The sequence below is a fragment of the Candidatus Latescibacter sp. IFSED24 genome, from assembly GCF_058273205.1.
Genome location: NZ_CM177850.1, coordinates 178,765 through 197,845 on the forward strand (window position 1 = coordinate 178,765; position 19,081 = coordinate 197,845).

A 19,081-nucleotide genomic window follows, 5' to 3' on the forward strand; every position below is an offset into this window, starting at 1 on the left:
TTGAGGCCGATTTTACGGGTCCCCGTCGGGGGGCTCGTTTTTTTGTCCATTATTTACATTATTGTCCATGATTTGTCCTTGACATAAATCGGATCTAGGTTATCCTACCTCTTGTCGACAGCGAGATGTGGCAGCCACGACACTGGCGTTGCCGCAAGAATGAGAAACCAAGGTCCTGGAGACCGACAGCATAAAGGGGATCCGAAATGCGCAAGCTAACGACCATCGCCGTGGCCCTGATGGCCTTCTCCGGCCTCGCCATGGCCCAGACCGCCAGCGTCCAGGTCATCCACAACTCTCCCGATCCCGCTGCCGCCAGCGTGGACATCTACATCAACGAGGGCATGGACCCGGCCATTCCCGACTTCGCCTTCCGGGCCGCCACGCCCGTTCTCGAGCTCCCCGCCGGCGTCGAGCTGCGCATCGGCGTGGCTCCCGGCAACAGCTCCGGTCCCGATGACATCCTCGCCACCTTCCCCGTCGTGCTCGAGGATGGCGGCAGCTACCTGGTCATGGCCACGGGCGTGCTGGACATGAGCCTGCCCGGCAATCCCGAGGGCGAGGACACCGCGTTCACCCTGAAGATCTTCTCCCCCTTGACCACCTCCGCGTCCGCTGGCTGGGTCGCGCTGCTGGCCTACCACGGCGCTCCGGATGCGCCCACGGTGGATGTCCAGGTCATGGGTGGGGATATTCTCGTCGACGATCTGACCTACAGCATGTTCTCTGACGGTTACCTCAGCGCTCCCGCGGTGGATCTCGTCATCGAGGTCACCCTGGGCAACGACAACGACGCCGTGGTCGCGGCTTACGACGCGCCGCTCTCGGCCCTCGATGGTGCCGGTGCCGTGGTCTTCGCCAGCGGGTTCCTCGCCGGCGACAGCCGTCCCACCCTGCCCGGTTTCGGTCTCTACGTGGCTCTGGCCGACGGCACGGTGATCGAGCTCAACGAGGCCACCGTGTCCACCGAGAACACCAGCTGGACCGGCGTGAAGAACCTCTTCGACTAGTCGACATTCCGCCCCGGAATGAAAGCCGCGCTCCCTCGGGAGCGCGGCTTCTTTCTGTCCAGGCCTGGCGACCCGGGATCAGGGCAGGAACGCGCCGACCTGCGAAAGTTTCCGCGGCAGGTACTCGTCGATCACGTAGTTGAGCCCGTGCTTGGCCAGGGCCTGCTGCTCGGCGCGCACTCCCATCTTGATCATCTGCTCGAGGGCCTTCTGCCAGGCCTTGTAGTGCAGGATGAAGGGGTCGTTCTTGAGCGCGTCCTTGGCGCGCTTGATGTCGACCTCCTTCAAAGGGTGCGTGGGCAACTCGTACTCGATGATGTCCTGGGGCGTGATGCCCAGCAGGTGGGCCTGGGGCACGCAGAAGAACTCGTTGAGGTGCGCCGCGTTGCCCGAACCGACCTTCAGCGTGCGGTAGATGTTGGAGTAGCCGTAGGGGTCGCCGTCGACGAAGACGTAGACCGGCAGCCCCTTGTCGTCGGCCAGCCGCCGGACGAAGCGCCGGCACGAGCGCGTGGGCACGCCGCCCATGCTCACCAGGATGCAGCCCGCCGTCTTCCAGTACTTGTGCTTGACCAGGCGCTGGAACATGCCGGCGGTCTCGATGCAGAGGATGAACTGGGCGTCGGTCTCGAAGCCCAGCTCCTCCACCGACACCGGCACCGAGTAGGCGCCGCTGCCGAACTTGGTGCAGTCGATCTCCAGGGGGTCGCCGGTCTCCTGGTCCTTGTCGATGACCACGAGCTGACCCGCGACGTCGCCGCCCTTCTCCTCGGGCACGAAGCCCAGCTGCTCGCGATTGACGCCGAAGAAGGCCTCCACGTCCTCCATCACCGTGTCCGATTCCGGCTGCTCCTTGAAGCGGGCGTCCTGCCAGTTCTTGGAGACGTAGTAGGCCTCTCGCTTGGTGGCGATGTCGTCGGTCTCCACCAGTTCCTTGGCGAGCGCCATCATCTTCAGGGTCTGGGCGAAGGTCTTGACCGTCGAGACCGTGAGCGTGCGCTCCTTGCGCTTGCCCTTGAGCTTGAAATACCCGGTGCGCGGGTCGTAGCTCACGTTGTTGAGCGAGCGCAGCGGGAACTTCATGCAGGGCTTCTCGCCCAGCAGGATGCTCTGGTGGATCAGGCCTGCCTCGCTGCGGATCTTGCGCGCCACCGGCCGGAAGGACGGCGGGGAGGATTCGCGGCGCGCGGGCGTGGCGGCAGCCTCGGTCGGGGGCTTCGAGGCTGCCGGGGCCGCCGGGGCCGCCGGGGTCGGGGCCGGAACCGAGTCCTGGCGCGGGGCACCGAAGCTCAGCTCGCCCTGGGCAGGCACATTCTCGCGCCCGGAAGCGCGCTTGCTGGTGGTCTTGCCCGTCTTCTTGGTGGTCTTGCGTTTGGCCAAGGGTCCGTCCTCGGGCGGATTGCGCCGCCGGCTAGAGGTCGTAGAGCGTGCCGAACTTGGTTTCCAGGTAGGTCACGAAGGGTTCGGCGTGGAGGTCGTGACCGGTGGCCTCGCGGCAGAGCTCGCCCGCCGTGACGATACTGCCACGACGGTGGATGTGCTCGCGCAGCCAGCTCAAGAGCGGCTGGAAATCGCCGGCTGCCAGCTGGGCTGCGAGTCCGGGCAAGGTGGCGCTGGCCGTGCTCCAGAACATGGCCGCGTAGAGGTTGCCCAGGGTGTAGGTGGGGAAGTAGCCGAAGCTGCCGGTGGACCAGTGGATGTCCTGCAGGGCGCCGCGGCGATGGTCGACGATCTCGAGCCCGAGATACTCGGCGGCGAGGCGGCGCCACCTCTCGGGGACGTCGGCGGCCTCGATCTCGCCGTTGATCAGCCCGCGCTCGATCTCGAGCCGCAACACGATGTGCAGGTTGTAGGTGACCTCGTCGGCCTCGGTGCGGATGGGCGAGGGGCGGACGATGTTGACCGCGCGGTAGAGCGCCTCGGCATCGAGGTCGGTCAGGATCTCGGCGAAGGTCTCGCGCAGGACGGGGGCCAGCCAGCGGCAGAAGGGCAGGCTGCGGCCCACGTGGTTCTCCCAGAGCCGCGATTGCGATTCGTGGATGCCCAGGCTGGTGGCCTGGCCGGCCGGGGCCTCGGCGCAGTCGGCGGGCAGCCCCTGCTCGTAGAGCGCGTGCCCGGCCTCGTGCATGACCGAGGACAGGCCCGAGAGCAGATCGGCCTCGTCGTAGCGGGTGGTCAGGCGGATGTCACCGCGCCCGAGCGACTCGGTGAAGGGATGGGTGGAACGATCCAGGCGGCCCTTGGCCGGATCGAAGCCCATCAGGTCCAGGACCCGGCGACAGAGCGCTTCCTGGCGGTCCAGCGGGAACGAGCCCGCCAGCGGGGGGCCCTGGATGGTGGCGTCGATCCTGGTCAGCAGATCGCCCAGGGCGGCGCGCAGCCGGGTGAAGATCGGCAGGATCTCGGCGCAGCGGGCCCCGGGTTCGAATTCGTCGAGGAGGGCGTCGTAGGGCTCGTCGCCGATGCCGACGGCGGCGGCCTCCCGACGCTTGAGGGCCACCAGGTGCTCGAGATGGGGGGCGAAGCGTTCCCAGTCGTTCTGCTCGCGGGCCTGGATCCACTCGCCCTGGGACAGTGCTGCGGTCTGGGCCAGCTCGGTGACCAGCGCCGCCGGCAGCCGCACGGCACGGTCGCGCACCCGGCGCGTCTCGCGGATGTTGGCGCGGGCGGTGGCGTCGAGTTGCTGGCCGTCGCCGAGATCGTCGAGGAGCGAGCCCAGCTCGGGTGACACCAGCTTGGCGTGGATCACCGTGGCCAGGGCGGCGCGCTGGTTCGCCCGCGTGCGTGCGGCGCCCGACGGCATGGTCACTTCCTGGTCCCAGCTCAGCAGGCCCATGATGCCGCCGAGGCGGTGGAGGGTCGCCAGGTGGGAGACGAACTCTTCATACGTGTTGGGCATGCCTACTCCGCGCTGCGTGTGGTCAGAACTTGCGGCTTCGTTCGAGCGTATCGGTCAGGGTGGCGATGACGTCGGCGCGGCCGGGGTCGTCGAGGGCCAGGATCTCCTGCAGGGCGTCCCCGATGTGGGGGATGTACTTCTGGATGTAGCTCTGCTTCTGGTGCGCTTCCTTCTCGCGCTGGCGCCGGCGGATGAAGCGCTGCAGCTGACGGCCCGCTTCCTGCAGCGCCAGCTTGAACTCCTTGATGATCTCCGGGTAATGGGCCACCGCTTCCTTGCTCTCGCTGGTGAAGGGCACCCAGACCGAGGCGATGTGCACCAGGATCACCAGCGGGCCCGAGGGCAGCGCGCCCTTGCTCTGCTGCAGGCCGTAGCTGCGCCAGTTGCTGGTGAGAACCGACTTGGTCACGGCACAGGCCGAGTTCTGGTAGAGCAACGGGACGCGGTTGGCGAAGCGCATGACCTTGGCCAGTTCGTCGCCGGGCAGCTGGCCGCCGTAAGCCAGGCCCACTTCCACCTGGAAGGGGTTGCCCCGGTACACCGCGGCGGGGCGGGTGACGCTGGTGTAGAAGTCGGCCTCCACGCCGCTCTTGAGCCCGGCCATCACCAGCTCCTCGCCGATGGGCGAGAGGCAGTCGGTGGGCGGAGCGGGGATCCGGGTGGCGGCGATGGCGTCCAGCAGGTGGCGGATGTCGTCCTGCACCAGCCGCTTGGGATTCTTGCGCATGGGCAGGTCGGCCGCGGTCAGGATCTGTTCGCAGGTCTTGGGGCCGACCCGGCAGAACTCGTCCTTGAGGAAGCTGCTCAGATTGCGGCAGCTGGTGTCCTTGAGCATGCGCGCCAGCAGGCCCAGCTCCACACCGTAGGGATGGGGCTTGATCTCGCGGCTCTCGGCGGGCAGCACATCGGCGGCGTTGGCGTAGACCCTCTTCTCGCCCTTGGGGTTGACATAGGTCAGATGCAGGTGCGGGTTGGCGATGGCGGTCTGCTCGAGATAGGTGTCCACCGAATGCTGGCCGCGCTTGTAGCTGCCGGTCAGGATGATCTCCACCCGCGTGCCGTGATCCTTCTCCCAGACGGTCTCGTCGTCGCAGAGGACCACCGGCTCGTTCTTCTTCATGTCCAGGTGCAGCTGCACGCGACGGGCTGGGCTGTCGGGGCCGGTGCGCGTGTAGATCGTCACGGGCTTGCCAGTGGTCAGCTGGCCGTACATGCCGGCCGCCGAGATGCCGATGCCCTGCTGGCCGCGGCTCTGCTTCAGCGAGTGGAACTTGGATCCGTAGAGCAGCTTGCCGAAGATGCGCGGGACCTGCTCGGCCACGATGCCCGGTCCGTTGTCCTCGATGATCAGGCGATAGCGCTCCTCGCGGACGGGGGCGTTCTTGGCCGCCGTCTTCTTGCCGTTACCCTGCGTGTCGGCCAGGCTGGGCAGGTCCAGGCCCTTGAACTTGTCCTCCTCGGGCCTGATCTCCACCAGGAGGCGCGGCAGGTGGCCGGCTTCCTCGCAGGCGTCGAGGCTGTTGTCCACGGCTTCCTTGATGGTGGTCAGGAGGGCCTTGGCGGGGGAGTCGAAGCCGAGCAGGTGGCGGTTCTTGGTGAAGAACTCGCTGATCGAGATCTCGCGTTGCTTCTGGGCGAGCGACTGGGCGGTTCCGTTGGTGCGCGTACGCGGGGGCATGCCGGGGTTCCTTCCGGGAGGAGCGTCCTTGCGATCTCACCCGATTATAGGTGCGGACGCGCCGGAATCAAGTCCGACAGAACAAAGGGCGAAACCTGAGGGGGGTGGCGACGCCTCCCGGGAGCGACCGGACAACCAGGATGGACGGCAGGTTCCATCGGGCAATGGGGCCCGGGAGGCGTCAGGCTACACCATGCAGGACATGGGCCCCGAACCGTGGCGGGCACCAGGGTTGCTCAGGATTCCGCGAAACTCTGGGCCGCGGTCCGAGGTCGGGGTCGTGCAGTCCGCAATGCCTTGCAAGTCGCCCGATTCGGAGGATTGCAGCGGGCAAATCCACGGTCCAGGGGCGCTCAGCGGAAGAGGTTCTTGATACCGCCGAGGGTCCGCTGCTCCACCGGCACTACGGCCAGGATCTCCAGGGAGAAACCGCCCGTGAACTCGGTGGCGGGCTGGACGCTGTCCACGGCGAGGTACAGGGTTTGGTCCTCCAGAGGCAGGTTGAGCAGGTCGAGGGATTCGGTCCCGCCGGCGTTGGCCTCGTCCACGAAAAACAGGCACTGGGCCTCGGGTCCGCAGTCGGCGAAGACCCAGAGGACCAGGTCGAGGGTGGTGGCCACGGGGACCGCTTCCAGGGTGAGCGAGAGGCTGCGGGCATAATCGACGTCGGCGGAATCGGCGCTGACGCTGACGGCGTACCAGACCTCGCCGCCCTGGACCGTGATGGGACTGCAGTCGTAGATCGACACGTAGTTGGTCGCGCCGAAGAGGTCGCCCTCGTTGGCGAGGGTCTCGGTCCGGCTCTCGTAGAGCTGGCTGAAGGCGGGCAGGATCACGCCGGGCCCATCCTCCTCGCAGATCTCCGGGGCGATGCCCTGGTGCCTGGCTTCCAGGTTGAGGGTGTAGTCGCCGGCGGCGCCGTCGTAGCCGTCGACCACCAGGTAGTAGGTCGTCGGTTCGCCGGCCGAACCGCCGAGCACGGCGCTCAACTCGGTGTTGGCCTGGACGAGGCAGCTGTCCGAGTCGCAAGCCGAGAGCAGGATCAGGTCATGGTCCGCGCCGCCGCCATCGAGCCAGGCATCGAGGATGCAGTCGGCGGTGATGTGCAGCTCGTAGACATCCTCGGGGCCGGTCTCGGGCCAGGACTGGCACGCGTAGGCGTCCACCTGGCTGTCGCCAGTGGTGGAGTCCTGGTTCACCAGGGTGAACAGGGGGGCCACCTCGAGGATCAGGACGGGATCGTCGCAGAAGCCGGTCACCCCGCGGTAGCGGAGGTCCGGCGACTGCGGGTGGGGATGCTTGTCCGGAGCGAAGAGAGCGGGCCGGGCCGCAGCCAGGGCCGGCAGGATGGTCAGCGCGAGGGCGATGGCGGCGACACAGCAGGCGTTGCGCGTGGACAAGACGAGCCTCCAGGGCGGGAATCGGCTGCGGTCGACCAGGGGGGTGTTGCCATCATAGTAACGCGTCGGCGCAGCGGCATCAACCACCAGGGGCGCGTTGACAGGGGCCCGACGCTGTCCCATGATGCCGGCCATGAAACGCTTCATTCCGCGCCGCCTGCTCTTCGACCGCGAGGTCCTGGGCCTGATGGGCCTGGGCCTGCTGGTCAAACCCATCGGCCTCTTCAACCAGGTCCTCATCGCCCGCTATTTCGGCGCTGGCGAGAGCCTGGACGCTTATGCCCTGGCGTTCTTCCTGGTCACCTTCGGCGACGGCACGTTCTCGCGCGTCTTCAAGGCCTCCATGGCTCCGCACCTGATCAAGCTCAAGCGGGTCCTCGACGCCGACACCTTCGCCCGGTATCAGAACGGCGTGGTCGGGCTCTTCCTCGGCGCTGGCGCGGCCTGGCTGGCGATCCTGGCGGGCACGGCGCCCGCGGTGGTCGCCCTGGTCGGACCGAGCCTGCCATCGGCCACCGGCGACCTGACCGCCCGCATGTGCCTGATCATGGCGGTGCCGGGCTTGCTCCTGGTGGCCAACAATCTCGGGATCTCGCTGTTGCAGCTGCACCAGTATTTCCGGGTGGCCGGGGCCATGCCGGTGGTCAACTCGCTGGCCATGCTGGGAGCGCTCCTGCTGTGGCACGAGCAGCTGGGGATCTGGGCGCTGCCCCTGGGATTCGCGATCTCACAGCTGCTGCAGTGGCCGCTGATCCAGGGGAGAGCCCTGCTGACCCGTGCCTGGCGACCGCTGCGGCCGGTGCTGCGCCAGCGAGATCTGGCCCAGGTCCGCGCCCTCGCCAGCCTGGTCCTGATCTCCCAGGTCCTGCTGACGGTGAATGTCTTCCTGGACAAGTGGTTCGCCACTGGACTCGAGCCCGGCAGCATCTCGTCGATCCACTACGCCCTGACCATCACCAATTTCGGTGTCATGCTCTTCGCCACCAGCCTGGTGACGGTGATGTACCCGCGCATGAGCGAGGCCATCGCCACCGGCGACCTGGCCGGCTGCAGCGAGTACATCCGCGGCAACCTGGTCCGCCTGGCCAACCTCGTGGTGCCGGCGGCGCTGGTGGTGGCGCTCGCTGCTCCCGAGATCGTCCGCATCCTGTTCCAGCGCGGCGCCTTCGACGCCGCCGACGCCCTGCGAACCTCGGGCACCATGACCATGTACATGCTGGGACTGCCGGCCCTGATCATCAACGGCCTGGTGGCCAGGATCTACCACTCGCTGCAGTTGCTGCGCGACAAGGTCTGGCTCTCGGTCCAGTACCTGGGGACCAACGCGCTCCTGAACGTGCTGCTGGTGGGACCGATGCAGGTCCGGGGCCTGGCCCTGGCCTCCACGGTGGCCATCAACCTGCATCTGCTGCTGTCGTTGTGGTTGCTGCATCACCGGCGCTCGGGGCTGTACTCCGGTGAGTTCCTCTTCGTGGTCGGCCGGGCTTATGTCATGGGACTGCTGGCCGCGGTGGTCTACTGGTGGTTGCCCGTGGAGGGGTGGTTCGGCCGGATCGACGCCGCCGGGATGCTGGGGGCGGGGGCGATCGTGCTGGTGAAGGCGGCAGTGATCTTCGGGGTCTATGGGGTGCTGGTGCTGGTGTGGCGGCGGCGGTCATGAACCTGATCGGTCCTTTTTGGCTTCCGGTGCCAGCGAAATCGTGTCCGCGGTCTCGATTTCTCGTTTGGGCGCACTATTCTTGCACCCGGTGGAGTTGTTGTGCGAAATACTGAGGAATCCATCTCCGCAAATGGGGCGAACACAATGTCCATGGCACCCGCGGTGCTGTACATCGCCACGAGTTTCGGCACACTGACTCATACCTTCATCGCCCGGGAAGTCACCGCTCTGCGCAACCTGGGGGTCCGTGTCCAGCTCCTGGCCCTGCGGCCAGAGAGTACTACCATGGCCGAACACCCCGAATGCGACCTGAGTGGCTGCCAGTACATCTATCCGGTGTCCTGGTGGCAGCTGGTTGCCGAGAATGCACGGTTCCTGGTCACGCGGCCCGGGCGCTACCTGCACGCCCTGCGCATCGCCCTCTCCGCGCCGCGAGAGAGCTGGCGCAATCGGTTCAAGCTCCTGGGGCAGCTTCTGGTCTCGACGACCGCCGTGCCCAGGGTCGAGCAGCTATCCCCTGGCCTCATGCATGCCCATCTGGCCAATCCACCCACATCCTACGCCATGTTCCTATCGTTGCTGACCGGCATTCCTTTCAGCTTCACGGCCCACGCTGCGGACCTGTATCGCTTCCCGGTGGCCACGGAGACCAAGCTGAGGCAGGCGGCTGGCGTGGTGGCCATCTCCGAGTACAACCTGCGCCACTACCGAGAACTCGTGCCCGACCTCGCCTACGCCAGGGTCATCCATTGCGGGGTCCGACTCAGCGATTTCCAGTATCGGCAGCGGCTAGCTGTGTCCTCGCCCATGAAGATCCTTGCCGTGGGCCGCGCGGTCCCCAAGAAGGGATTCGAGTACCTTCTGGAGGCCCTGGCCCGACTGGAGCGGCCATGGACGTGTCATCTCGTCGGTGGCGGACCGCTGATCGATCACCTGAAGCGCCGGCAGGAGGATCTGCAGTTGCCGGGATTGACGATCACCGGCGCACTCCAGCAACGGGAGATCCGGAACCTGCTCGATGAGGCTGATGTCTTCGTACTGCCATGTGTGACGGCGGCCGATGGGGACGTGGACGGTATTCCGGTTTCCCTGATGGAAGCCATGGCCTGCGGTTGCCCGGTCATCTCCACCACGGTGTCCGGCATACCGGAACTGCTGGATGATGGCCGTGCCGGCCTGCTGGTGCCCCCTGCAGATCCTGCGGCCCTTGCCGCGGCTCTGGGACGGCTCGCCATCTCGGCGGATCTGGTGGCGACGCTATCTCTGGCCGGTCGGCGTCGCATCGAGGAATCGTTCGACATCGCCGGCGAGGCGGAACGCCTGCGCGATTTCTTCGCCTGGATCCTGGAACGGGAACCCGCGGACCGCTAGGTCGATTCCCTGGATCGGGCGACGAGCTCGGTATAGAGGTCGGCATGCGCCTGGATCATGCGGTCGAGAGAGAACCTGCTCTCGATGATCCGGCGCCCCAGGCTGCCGCACCGTTTCCGGCGCTGCGGGTCCTCGAGGAATGCAGCGACCAGGTCCGCCCAGCTGTCGATCTGGCTGCTGGGCACCGGGTCGGTCCGTGGCGGATGGGAGAACAACGCAGCATTCAGTTCGGGCTCTCCCTGGACGAGTTGGACGACCTGCGGCAGGTCCGGTCCGACACAGGCTGCTCCAGCAGCCATGGCCTCCATGAAATTCAGGGGCAGGCCCTCGTTGCGAGAGGTCGAGACGAATAGATCGCAGGCCCCGAGCAGGGCGGGGACGTCCTGGCGGAGACCCAGCATCGACACCCCCTCGTTCCGGGTGCACCGGGCCTCGAGTTCGGCTGCCTTCTCGCCTTGTCCGCAGAGGAAGCCGTGCAGGTTCAGGCCCCGGCGGCGCAGTGTGATCACCAGGTCGATGAAGGCTTCGGGCGCCTTCTGGGTGGTCAGGCGGCCGACGAACAGCAGCATGGCTGCCTGATCGGCGAGGCCAAGTTCTCGCCGCACGGCCGCGCGTTCCTCGCTGGCGAGGGGACGGAAGCAATCGGTGTCGATCCCGTTGACGATGACGTCAACCTTCCCGCCGGCCATGCCCTCGGTCGTCAGGCAGTGCTGGCGGACCGCATCGGAGACGGCGATCACACGCCCGAGCTGTCTCGAGAGCTTGCGGTAACGATCGGCGTGACGGGGCAGGAGGTCCTGATAGACCAGATGTCGGGTCAGGAGCGTCACCGGGACACCGGCCCAGTGTGCTGCACGGCAGGCCCAGAAGTCGGAGAATCGGTTGTGACCGTGGACCACGTCCGGCCGTTCGCGGCGGAAGAAGCGCACGAGGCTCCAGAGCGTCCAGGGGTTCCGGAACGTGCGGTGGTGCAGGCCGTGGGTGGGCACACCGGCCTCGACGAAACGACGACGCATCTCGGGCAATCCTGCATTGCTCGGCTCCATCACCGCGAGCGCGAGCGAGGTGAAACGATCGGAGGGCAGGTTGCTGGCGAGGTTGAGGGCGACGGTCTCGGCGCCGCCGACCTGATAGGCGTTCAGGACCTGGCAGACCTTGATCTTGTCCATGTCGTGCAGACTCCAGTCCGGATCGGGCACGCGACAACCTGGGGCACGATACTACAATGTCATGACCACAACCAGCGCCAACCTGGTCTGAATATTCAACCTGTAGCATCCCAAAGATTCGGGTGATAGCCTGTTGCTACTGATCGCACCGTTGACACTTTCAGCCGCGGAGTTGTATAATGGCCTGGCTCATAAGAGCTCCAGCAGCAACCAGAGGTACAGCACTCCTCGCCGAGGTCGGAATCTGAATCATTGTTAAAGTTATGAGGCTTTGAACCGATTCAATTCGATGTCGGGAGAAACGCTGGCCAAGGGTGATCGCAGGGTCATTCGATCGCCTTTAATTCTCCCCGCTCACCACCCAGGAATGAGCAGTAGCGCCGGCCGCGTGCAGTGGTCATGTGGGTTCGCTGCTCGAGAGACAGGTTGGATTCGATGAGCAAAATCCTCGACGCCATGAAAGACGGGGCTGGTGATCGCGACGAGCGCGATCCCGAGCGTACCAACTATCAGCTCGGGACCATCGATCAGAGCCAGCTCTTCCCGCCTCCTCCCGAAGATCTGCTGCTCGAACTCGATCAGATCACCGGCTCGTTGATCAGCCGCCGCACCTCCGACAACGGGATGGCGCTGGTGTTCACGGCCGCGTCCAGCGGCGAAGGGGTGAGCTTCGTCTCCTACAGCGTGGCCCGTCATCTGGCTTATCTGCTGGGAGGCAAGGTGGCCTGGATCGATGCCAATAGCCAATCGCCCCAGCAGCGTATCCTGGGCAAGGAGCCCAGCTACCGCACACTGTTGCAGAATCCCGAGCGCGTCGACGAACTCTCGGCGGGAACCAGCCTGGCGGTGATCGGGCATGGTGATGATGACATCAAGTTGACGGAGCTCTTGACCTGTGGGAACTACGAACGGATGCTCGAACGGCTGAACCGGAAGTTCTTCTTCACCATCATCGACGCACCGCCCGTACTCAACGCCATGGAGACCGCTCACATGGCCCGCTACGTCGGGGGTTCGGTCTTCGTGGTCGAGACGCGTGGCCTCAAGTACGAGGTCGTCCGCCACGGTCTCGAGCAACTGCGTTCGCAAGGGGGACGCATCGTCGGCACGGTGCTGAACAAGCGTACTTATCAGATTCCCAGCTTCCTCTACAGGAAGCTCTAATGTTCAAGGTCTGCGTACAAGTCGCCGGGACGGTTGCCACATGAATGGAATCCTGACCTTCACCAAGCTGTCCACACTGCCACGCACGCTGTGTTGCCTGTGCCTGCTCTCGCTGGTCCTGGTCGCCGGGTGCAGCACGCGGGCACCTCAGGCCGTGCGCACCGAGATGGTGCCCTTCACACCCGAGGAACAAGCGCAACTGGCCAGCGCGCAGGGGGCCGAGTATCGCCTGCGGCCCGGTGATCGTCTGGCCGTGGATTTCAAGTATGAGAACGATCTCGACCGGAGCAATCTGCTGGTCCTGCCCGACGGCCATTTGACCTTGCCTGGCGGTGTCGATCCGGTGCCGGCGAGGGGGCTGACCATCAGCGAGCTGGACAGCACCCTCACCTCGACCTTCGCCCTCGATTACCAGTATCCGGATCTGTCGGTCATCGTCGAGTCCCTGGCCGATCTCCAGGTCTACGTCTTCGGCAATGTCCAGCGGCCAGGCGAGGTCGTCCTGCCGGCGGCCGGCATGGGCGTGATGCAAGCCATCGCCTCGGCCGGTGGATTCGATGAACACGCCCGGCCCCAGGAGACGGTGGTCATGCGGGCGACTCCCGAGGGCTTCCTGCTGCGGCAGATCGACCTCTCGCACCTCGAGGTGCGTGGCATTCCCGACATCGCCGCCATGGATCTGCAGCCGTACGACATCATCTACGTGCCGCGGTCGGCCATCGGCGATCTCGACTACTTCTCGGACACGGTGCTCAGGGCCATGCTGAACGTCGGCGAACTCTTCTGGGACGTTTACGCCATCGCCAACATCAACAAGGTCACCAATATCTGGCGCTAGGGAGCGAACGGTCATGACCGAAGTCAGAAATCCCATTCAGCGGACCAACGAGCAGCGCATGGACATGCGCTCGCTGCTGGAGGTCCTCATCCGCCGTCGCTGGATCGTCCTGCTGGTGGCTTTGCCGGTGATCCTGGTGGCGGCCATCGGGACCATGCGCAGCACCCAGCTCTTCCGCGCCCGCACCACCCTGATCATCGAGACGGCCGGGCCCAGCAACCCCACCTTCTACACACCCCGGGTCGACCAGAACGTGGTGCTCAGCTCGGCCGCGGAGATCGGCATGAGCGCGCCCGTGTCGGCACTGGCCGCCACGGCGCTCATGGACTCGCTGCCCATGTTCCAGCAGCGGGACCCGGATCTCTTCGGTGAGATCCAGACTGTCGAGGATATGAAGAAGGTGATCCACGATGGTGTGGAGTGCAGCCACGTCGGCGAGAGCAACCTGTTGAGCCTGAGCTTCGCGCACCCCAACGCAGGATTCAGCCTGCTGGGCGCCAAGGCTCTGTCGAGCGCGTTCATCGACTTCCAGATCTCCTCGCGTCAGAACTCGCCGGCGGTCGAGTACTATACCGACCAGATCAACACGACCATCGCCGAGATCGACAGCCTGATGGCCATCCGGGTCGCGATTCTCGACTCGACCGGGCTCGTGGGGATGCAGGTCGATCTGAGGACCAGCTTCACCCAGATCCGGGACCTGGAGACGCAGTATTTCAATGCGCGGTCGCGCCGTGAAGGGATCGAGGCCAAGATCAATCAGCTCAAGCTGGCCATCGAGCTGGATCCGGATTTCATTCCGGCGACCTCGTACTCCGAATCCTCCAGTCTCTATCGGCTCAAGAGCGAACTCGACGAGCGTCAAGCGCGCTTGACGGAATTGCGCCAGCGGTACCAGGAGGATTCCACCTGGATCCAGCGCGAGGTCGAGCAGCTGGAGGCCATCCGGAGCGAACTGTTCAAGGAACGCCGGCGCTTCATCGAGGGCCTGCAGATCGATCTGGCCCAGGCGCAGAGCATGGAGCGATCGCTGCGTCAGGCTTATCAGGCCAAGACCGATGAGCTGGCCACCTATCCCGAGATCCGGGGGCAGATCGAGACCGTCGATGACCGACTGAGCGGTATGCGCAAGCTTCTGTCGAGCTTGCAGATCAAGCGTGGCGAGGTGCGCATGGCGGCTGACAGCGACATGCGTATCAGCGATATCCTGCTCCTCGAAGAACCGCAGCTCGACATTCCCGTCGGCCGCGGTCGCAAGATCCTCTATCTCGTGATCGCGGTGATCCTGGCCCTGGCCATGGGCCTGGTGGTGGCCTTCTTCGTCGAGGGCAATGACCACCGGATCTACGACCGGCGGCGGGCCGAGATGTATCTCGAAGTGCCGGTTCTGGGCAGCCTGCCCGACGCCACGGGTAAGTCGCGCATCTGATGCAGGAGACCTCGCGGCATCAGCTCTCGGCAGTCCCCGCCACCATGGGCGGTGGCGGGTCCAACCTGAGTGTCGTGCTGGCGATCATCTTCTCCGTGCTCTTCGGTGCAGGATCCTGGTTCCTGCTCGGCCGCATGGGTGTTTTCTCGGTGATGACCCTGCTGGCGCTCACCCTCACCAGCATCGTCCTGAATTATGTGTCCTGGCGCAGCCTCGTGCTGCTGGTCGCGGTCTGGTTCTTCTCGATGTCCGGATTCCGCACCTATGCCATGATCTACATGCCGGTGCTGCCGGACGTCTCGCTCGAGCGCATCCTCATCATCTGGATCCTGGTTCTCTACGTTCTGCGCCTGATCATGGGCAAGGACCACCTGCGCGGTCCGTATGTCATCGACTTGGTGATGCTGGCCCACATGGTCTACATCTTGTTGAACGTGACCTTCATCGGATACCGAGCCTATACGCACGAGTGGACCCTCAGCTCGCTGTCCCCTTTCCTGGGTTTTCTCATCGGCAAGCACATCATGTATCGCGAGCGGGACCAGAAGCTCTTCTTCGCCTTCATCTTCGTCATCATGGTCTATTACAGCGTCCAGAGCATCGCGCAGAGGTACGGCCTGGATTTCCTGGTCTGGCCCAAGGCGATCCTGCACCGCGTCTCGGGCTTCTGGCAGCAAGACCGTTCGCGTGGTCCGTTCCTGCATCCGCCGCTCTTCGGCCAGATCATCGCCATGCTGATGCTGGTGCAGTACTACTTCTTTTACCGTGTCAAGAACGTCATGGGGCGGAGCCTGATCCTGCTGGCCATCATCGCCAGTGGCCTGGGCTTGCTGTTCACCTACACCCGTGCGCCCTGGATCGCCGGTGCAGCCGGGATCCTGACTCTGGCCGTCCTGCGGCCCCGCTTCCGACAGCTCACCATAGGCATCGGAGCTCTCTGCGCCCTGGCGGCGGTGGTGGGCCTCTTGCAGGCGATCAACAGCAGCTTCCTGCAGGACCGGGTGGCGAACTCGCTGACCTTCGAGAACCGCCTGGCTGCGATGTCGGCGGCCTTCCGCATGTGGCGTGACCATCCGCTCTTCGGCATCGGGTACTTCAACTGGGATTTGATCTATCCGGAATATCATCGCGGAGAGTACATCCCATTCTATGGCTACATATCCTGGCGGGTAGGCAAGGGAGTCGAGATCCACGACATCTTCTGGGGCCGCATGGCGGAAGAGGGGGTCGTGGGCATGGCGCTGCTCGGCGCGGCTGCCACCATGACGTTCTTCCGTATCAAGTACCTCTGGAACCGGGTCGCCGACACCGCATTCCTGAATCGGGACGCACTGGCGGTCATCGTCGGGATCTTCGTCACTTATCTGGTGGGCGGCATGGCCATCGATTATCGGTACTTCGATCTGGTCAACGTCATTCCCTACTTCCTGATCGGAATGCTCTTCGGCTTCCGGCCGCCGGAACTGCCGCCGCCGCCGCCACAGTATCCGCTCTGGACGCCGCCCTATTACGCACAGCAGGACGAGTAGGCCAGTGGTGATGCGAGGGATCCGTATAGGCGATTGTGTTTTCCACTGCGATGACGCATCATCGCGGGCGGGGTCCTGTGGACCACCCAACCGGCTCCCGCTCCCTGGCAGGTGACCATGTATCAGGACCATTTTGGCATGCACGCCGACCCCTTCGCCCTGGGGCCGAACCTCAAGTTCCTCTACCGCTCCGCGGCTCACGCCGAGACCATGGCCCATCTGGGCTATGGCCTCGAGCAGGGCGAGGACTTCATCCTGATCTCGGGGGCCATCGGCACCGGCAAGACCCTGGCCCTGCAGAACCTGCTGGCCAAGGTCTCCAAGCTCTTCCACCAGGTCCTGATCAACGTCACCCAGGTCAGCTTCACCGAATTCCTCAAGCTGGTGCTGCACGAACTCGGCGTCGCCTATCCTCAGGGTGCCGACACCGCCGACCTCCTCTGCCTGCTCAAGGACCGCGCGCTGGCCATCAAGGCCGAGGGCCGCAAGATCCTGCTCGTGGTGGACGAGGCCCAGAACCTCGATCCCGAGACTCTCGAGGGCATCCGCCTCTTGACCAACATCGGGCAGCCGGACGCGCAGATCTTCCAGATCGTGCTGTCCGGCCAGCCCGCGCTCGACCGTCTCGTCGATCGCCCCGAACTTTCGCAGCTGCGGCAGCGGATCCGCATCCACTACCGGCTGGAGCCCATGACGGTGGTGGAGACCGGCGAGTACATCGCGCACCGGACCCGGGTGGCCGGCTGTCCCGAGCCGCTGTTCACGGCCCGGGCCATCGAGAAGATCCACCAGCTGAGCGCCGGAGTGCCGCGCCTGGTCAACCACCTCGCGGGGCATGCCCTGCTCGCGGCCTTCGTGGACAAGGACCGGCGGATCGACGACAAGCATGTGGCCGCCGAGGGACTGCCCGAGGCGCCGGCACCGGTCGATGGTTCGGCCTTGCCCAAGAAGCACCCGGGCGGGCCCGAGGTGATCCCTATCGAGAAGCCGACGCCCGGGGCCACGATCCCCGAGGTGCCGGCGCCGGCGATACCGGCCCCCGAGGTGAAGGCAGTCGAGCCTCCCACGCCGCCACCGGCCCCGGAACCTGCCGGTCCCGAACTGCCGCCGCTGGATCACGCCACGCCTGCGACCGACATGCCCTCCCGGGCGTCGAAGTCCCGGTCCAAGGGCGGTCCTGCGCCGGCCCCGGCACGGCCTCGTTCCACCGGATCCCCCGCAGCCGAGACGCCGCGGCGCCGATCGTTCGGCTGGGTCTGGATCTGGATGTTCATCATCCTGCTCGGCGCCGCCGGCGCCTGGCTCCTGCTGCGGGACCAGATCGACCTGGGCCTCAGCGGTCAGGAGACGGCGCTGGTTCCCCCCACCAGTCCGCCGCCGGCCGAGGTCCAGGTGGATCCGGTCGTGTCCCAAGAGGTCGAGCCAGCCATCACCGAACCGGAAACGGAATCGACCGCGGCGCCAGCCGCCGTACCGCCGCCCATCTGGTTGCACGTGGCCAGCTTCCGCGACAGCCTGCGGGCCGACCGTTACCAGGGCCTTCTCGAGAAGGCAGGGACACCCTCGCATCTGCGGCGGGTGGTCCTGACCGATGGCGAGCCCTGGCACCGCGTCTTGATCGGACCCTACGTCGTGGCCGACGAGGCCGAGGCGGAGGCGGGACGCCTCGAGAGCACGGGGCTGATCTCCTTCCATCGTCTGCTGCAAGAGTGAGCTCGTCGTGAGCACCGAGGTGCGCGTCGTCCAGCTTCTCGAGCGCCTGAGCATTGGCGGTGCCGAGAACCTGGCGGTGCGCATCGCCAACGCCCGCGCCGCGCAGGGTGCGCCGTCGTACGTGTTCGCCTTGCAGGCCGGGGGAGAGCTGTCCGATCGGCTGGCGCCGGGAACCGTCCTGCGCGAGCTCGCGGTGACGCGGGAGTCGGTGCGTCGGCCCTGGCGGTTCGCCGCCAGCGTGCTCGCCGGTCGCCGGCGCTTGCTGGCCCAGCTGGCCTGCGACCGCATCGACGTGATCCAGTCGCATCTGCCCGAGGCCAATTTCTGGGCCTTGCTGGCCGCCCTGAAGGGTCGGACGGCGGTGGTGGCCACCATCCACAACAACCAGGAGTTCCACTACGGCGAGACCGATGGCGCCGTGCGCCGTTCGCTGCGGCGCCAGGCTTATCGGCAGATCCTGAAGCGCTGCCAGGCCACCGTGGCGGTGAGCGCGGCGGTGCGCGACTCGCTGGTGGCTGATCTCGGACTCGAGGACCGCCTGGCCGACCGCATCGTGGTGATACCCAATGGGGTGGATCAGCCGGCCGTGCTGGCTCCTGCCGCCCGGGCCGAGCTGCGCCGCGAGCTGGGCGTCCCCGATCAGGTGCCGCTGGTCCTGGGCGCGGGACGCCTCACGGCGCAGAAGAATTTCGGCGATCTGGTCGCCGTGGCGGCTCTCCTGCGCGACCAGGGCGTGGCGGCCTGCACGGTGATCGCCGGCGAGGGCGAACTGCAGGCCGAGCTGTCGGCCGAGATCCGCCGCCGCAACCTCGTCGACCATGTGCGACTCCTCGGCCCGCGTCACGATCTAGGCGCGCTCATGCAGGCGGCCGATTGCTTCGTGCTCTCCTCGCTCTGGGAGGGCCTGCCGCTGGTCCTGCTCGAGGCCATGGCCGCAGGGTGCCCGGTGGCGGGCTACGCCATCGCCGGCACCACCGACGTGATCACTCACGGGCGCGAGGGGCTGCTGGCCGAAGCCGGGCAGCCGGCCGCCCTGGCAGGGGCCGTCGCCCGCCTGCTGGCCGATCCTGGCCTGCGGCGCGATTGCGGGGCCGCCGGCCAGGCACTGGTGCGCGAGCGCTACGCGTTCAACCGCGTGGTCGACACCCTCGACGATCTCTACCGGCGAGTGGCGCACGGGCGGGGTTGAGAACGCGGCCCTATCATGGTCCGCAACGCTCC

At 65.9% G+C, this 19,081-nt stretch carries 14 protein-coding genes; 9 read left to right on the plus strand and 5 right to left on the minus strand.

Annotation, left to right across the window (positions count from 1 at the left end; genetic code table 11):
* The first annotated feature begins 206 nt into the window (after window positions 1-206).
* Entirely contained in the window at window positions 207-1,010 is an 804-nt protein-coding gene (locus IFSED24_RS00710) for a DUF4397 domain-containing protein (RefSeq protein WP_491333308.1), read from the plus strand.
* Between the two features lie 78 nt (window positions 1,011-1,088).
* Here IFSED24_RS00710 and IFSED24_RS00715 read toward each other — a convergent pair whose 3' ends face one another.
* The 4 genes from IFSED24_RS00715 to IFSED24_RS00730 form a co-directional block, all read right to left on the minus strand.
* Complete coding sequence (locus tag IFSED24_RS00715; RefSeq protein ID WP_491335082.1) at window positions 1,089-2,162, minus strand: DNA topoisomerase IV subunit A; 1,074 nt, start codon at window positions 2,160-2,162, stop codon at window positions 1,089-1,091.
* Between the two features lie 259 nt (window positions 2,163-2,421).
* Window positions 2,422-3,909 (minus strand): carboxypeptidase M32, encoded by a 1,488-nt coding sequence (locus IFSED24_RS00720; RefSeq protein WP_491333309.1) that lies wholly within the window; start codon window positions 3,907-3,909, stop codon window positions 2,422-2,424.
* 22 nt (window positions 3,910-3,931) lie between these two features.
* Entirely contained in the window at window positions 3,932-5,587 is a 1,656-nt protein-coding gene (locus tag IFSED24_RS00725; RefSeq protein ID WP_491333310.1) for a DNA topoisomerase VI subunit B, read from the minus strand.
* A 353-nt stretch (window positions 5,588-5,940) separates the two neighbouring features.
* Entirely contained in the window at window positions 5,941-6,987 is a 1,047-nt protein-coding gene (locus IFSED24_RS00730; RefSeq protein WP_491333311.1) for a hypothetical protein, read from the minus strand.
* 133 nt (window positions 6,988-7,120) lie between these two features.
* Between IFSED24_RS00730 and murJ the strand changes: the two genes are divergently transcribed.
* Together murJ and IFSED24_RS00740 are read left to right on the plus strand one after the other, a co-directional pair.
* Complete coding sequence (murJ, locus tag IFSED24_RS00735) at window positions 7,121-8,647, plus strand: murein biosynthesis integral membrane protein MurJ (protein WP_491333312.1); 1,527 nt, start codon at window positions 7,121-7,123, stop codon at window positions 8,645-8,647.
* A gap of 144 nt (window positions 8,648-8,791) precedes the next feature.
* Window positions 8,792-10,018 carry a glycosyltransferase gene (locus tag IFSED24_RS00740; RefSeq protein ID WP_491333313.1) on the plus strand — a complete coding sequence of 409 codons (1,227 nt, stop codon included), beginning with the start codon at window positions 8,792-8,794 and terminating at the stop codon, window positions 10,016-10,018.
* Here IFSED24_RS00740 and IFSED24_RS00745 read toward each other — a convergent pair.
* Complete coding sequence (locus IFSED24_RS00745; protein ID WP_491333314.1) at window positions 10,015-11,187, minus strand: glycosyltransferase family 4 protein; 1,173 nt, start codon at window positions 11,185-11,187, stop codon at window positions 10,015-10,017. The two genes, IFSED24_RS00740 and IFSED24_RS00745, sit on opposite strands and share 4 nt — an antisense overlap.
* Window positions 11,188-11,622: 435 nt before the next feature.
* Between IFSED24_RS00745 and IFSED24_RS00750 the strand changes: the two genes are divergently transcribed.
* The 6 genes from IFSED24_RS00750 to IFSED24_RS00775 all read left to right on the plus strand — a co-directional run bounded on the left by IFSED24_RS00750 (window position 11,623) and on the right by IFSED24_RS00775 (window position 19,049).
* A complete protein-coding gene (locus tag IFSED24_RS00750) occupies window positions 11,623-12,351 on the plus strand; it encodes a P-loop NTPase family protein (RefSeq protein ID WP_491333315.1) in 729 nt (242 codons plus the stop codon).
* 40 nt (window positions 12,352-12,391) lie between these two features.
* Window positions 12,392-13,189 (plus strand): polysaccharide biosynthesis/export family protein, encoded by a 798-nt coding sequence (locus IFSED24_RS00755; RefSeq protein WP_491333316.1) that lies wholly within the window; start codon window positions 12,392-12,394, stop codon window positions 13,187-13,189.
* Between the two features lie 13 nt (window positions 13,190-13,202).
* Window positions 13,203-14,618 (plus strand): GumC family protein, encoded by a 1,416-nt coding sequence (locus tag IFSED24_RS00760; protein WP_491333317.1) that lies wholly within the window; start codon window positions 13,203-13,205, stop codon window positions 14,616-14,618.
* Window positions 14,618-16,147, plus strand: a complete 1,530-nt coding sequence (locus tag IFSED24_RS00765) for an O-antigen ligase family protein (protein WP_491333318.1) — start codon at window positions 14,618-14,620, stop codon at window positions 16,145-16,147. The genes IFSED24_RS00760 and IFSED24_RS00765 overlap by 1 nt, the downstream gene beginning before the upstream one ends.
* A 117-nt stretch (window positions 16,148-16,264) precedes the next feature.
* A complete protein-coding gene (locus tag IFSED24_RS00770; RefSeq protein ID WP_491333319.1) occupies window positions 16,265-17,860 on the plus strand; it encodes an AAA family ATPase in 1,596 nt (531 codons plus the stop codon).
* 7 nt (window positions 17,861-17,867) lie between these two features.
* Window positions 17,868-19,049, plus strand: a complete 1,182-nt coding sequence (locus tag IFSED24_RS00775) for a glycosyltransferase family 4 protein (RefSeq protein WP_491333320.1) — start codon at window positions 17,868-17,870, stop codon at window positions 19,047-19,049.
* Window positions 19,050-19,081 lie beyond the last annotated feature (32 nt).